This is a genomic window from Nocardiopsis sp. TNDT3 (genome assembly GCF_003427465.1).
Classification (GTDB): Bacteria; Actinomycetota; Actinomycetes; order Streptosporangiales; family Streptosporangiaceae; genus Nocardiopsis; species Nocardiopsis dassonvillei.
The window spans coordinates 1-2397 of the sequence record NZ_QPFC01000043.1 but is presented as its reverse complement, the minus strand read 5'-3'; the positions used below and the strand labels follow the sequence as shown (position 1 = coordinate 2397).

At 75.6% G+C, this 2397-nt stretch carries 2 protein-coding genes; one reads left to right on the top strand and one right to left on the bottom strand.

Translation table 11 applies throughout. The features are described from left to right. Positions 1 to 1501, bottom strand: a 1501-nt coding sequence (locus tag DQW06_RS01175; RefSeq protein WP_370449037.1) for a DUF6350 family protein, incomplete at its 3' end; no start/stop codon positions are given. A 258-nt stretch (positions 1502 to 1759) separates the two neighbouring features. Between DQW06_RS01175 and DQW06_RS01170 the strand changes: the two genes are divergently transcribed. Further along, positions 1760 to 2230, top strand: a complete 471-nt coding sequence (locus DQW06_RS01170) for a DUF1707 domain-containing protein (RefSeq protein ID WP_013151121.1) — start codon at positions 1760 to 1762, stop codon at positions 2228 to 2230. Positions 2231 to 2397 lie beyond the last annotated feature (167 nt).

Genomic DNA, 2397 nt, shown 5'->3' with positions numbered 1-2397 from the left:
TGCGCTCCGCGCGCTCGGCGGCCCGGTCCGCGTCCGGCTCCTCGTCCTCGGGGGCCTCCGGCGAGGCGTCCTCTTCGGGGTCCGGTCGCGCCTCCTGCTCACGGCGGCGCAGCGGGGTGACCGTGGCCAGGCCCTCACCGACCGGCACGTCCGGGGGCAGCTCCACCTCCGGACGTTCCCGCGGTTCCTCCTCAGCGGAGCGCGCCGCGTCCCTGGCCGAACGCGCCGCCTCCTTGGCCGGGCGCGTCACGCCCTTGGCGGAGCGCGGCGTGGCCCTCGCGGCGGGCACCTCCCCCGCCGAAGACGCCGTGTCCTCCTTCGCGCGGCGCCGCCCACGCCAGGCCGTCCAACGCGGGGCCCTGCGCGCCGGGCGCTCACCCCGCGTGTACCACCAGTTCGCCACCCACGCCACGACGGCGGCGGCCACACCCACCTCCAGGGCGGCCACCAGGCCCACCTGCCACGCCGACGGCCCGACCTCGCTCAGCCTCTCGTCGCCGAGCGGCCCACCGGCCAGCGCGGCCAGCGCCGCGCACAGCAGCCCCGTGGTCACACCGCACACGAACCCCCACAGCGGAGCGGCCTCGCTGACCACGTCCGGGGCGCTGCGCTGGGTCAGGGCACCGCCCACCGCACCCGCCACGAACGGCACCGCCAACGCCAGCAGCGAGGCCACCGGCGCGGCCCCGTTCGACGGCAGCGCGGCCAGCATCGGCAGCATCGGCAGGGCTCCCACCGACACCCCCGTCGGCGCGACGACGGTCCCCGCCCCCACCGCGAACCCCGGGCCCAGCGCGTAGCAGAGCGCGAACACCACCGCGTTGGGCAGGTACGCCAACTGGACCACGATCAGCAGCGCGCCCCCCACCAGGCCCGGGCCGAGCACCCGGGTCGTCTCGACGACCTCGGGCAGGCTCATCGCCAGCGCCACCAGGAACAGCACCAGCCCGCCCAGCAGGAGCGTCCCCGTGGAGGCGAGCATCCCCACCAGCAGGGAGCGCGATCGGGCGGGCATCAGCCGCAGCAGGTCCCGGACGGGCACCTCCTTGTCGCGCATCAGCTGGCGCAGCACCCCCAGCCCTCCGGCCAGGAAGGCGGTCACGAACCCCATGACCAGCGCGCGCGGCATACTCGGCTCGACCGCCTCGGTCCGCGCCAGCAGGGCCAGGGTGCCCGCGATCGCCGCGTACGGCCCGGCGATCGCCAACGCCGCCCGGTACACGTACCGCAGGCGGGGGATGTCGCAGGAACGCGCCAGCCACCGTCCCGACCGGTACAGCAGCAGCCCCGGCAACAGCACCAGCCCCAACGGCAGCAGGGCGATCTGACCGTCGGGCACCGAGAACGACACGTGGTGGCCCACCAGCCAGGCCAGCACCGCACCCTGGAGGATGTCGATGATGTCCTCGCCGAAGGTGTCGTGCGGCGCGGCCACCCACCCGATGATGGTGAGGGTGACGATCACGGCCAACCCCAGCGCCGCGGCGGTGGCCGCGGCGATCCCGCCGGTCGCGTAGACGGGTCGGGGCGCGGCGGCCGCGTCGGGCTCCGCCGCACCGCTGGACCGCGTGCGCTGGGAGGGACGGCCGCGGTCGGGGGGAGATCCTGACGTACTCACCCGACTTATGCTGCCAGGGACCGGAATGCTCCGTGGTATCCCGGCCGCGCGTGTCGTTGCCCGCGAGGACGGAACCGGATCCTCGTTCCGGCCGTCCTACCCTGGGAACGAGGCTCCCCGGCCCGAACGGAGCGGTCCCGCATGCCAGGCCCCGAACACCCGCGCCCCTACCGCCTCTCCGACGCCGAACGGGACGTCGCCCTGGCCAGACTGCGCACCGCCTTCGAGGAGGGGCGCCTGGACGTCGACGAGCACGAGGAGCGCGCCTCCCTGGCGGTGCGCGCCGTCACCTCCTCCGACCTGGTCCCCCTCTTCGACGACCTGCCCGCGACGGACACGCGCGCCCCCGCTTCGGGACGCGGGAGCGCACAGGTTCCGGCGCCCCGCCGGGCGGAGGGGAGAACCGCACCGGCCTGCGCGGACGGCGGGGGCCGCTCGGCGCCCTGGTGGGGCGTGCTGCCCTGGGTGGGCTTCGTCTTCCTGTTCTGGGGCCTGCCCGCCGTCCTGGACGGAAGCCGCGAGGCCCTCATCGGTTGGGGGATCTTCCTCGCCGTGATGATCGTCCCCCACGTCGTCGTGGGCGTGGCCGGGCACTTCCGCCGCCCCGCCTGACCGCCGGCGGCGGGCGCGGGGCGCACACGACAACGGCTCCGCCTCACCGCTGAGCGGCGGGGCGGAGCCGTTGTCGGTACCGGAACGCGTCAGAACAGCGCGCGCGCCAGCTGAGCGGTCTCGCTCGGAGTCTTGCCGACCTTGACGCCGACGGCCTCCAGCGCTTC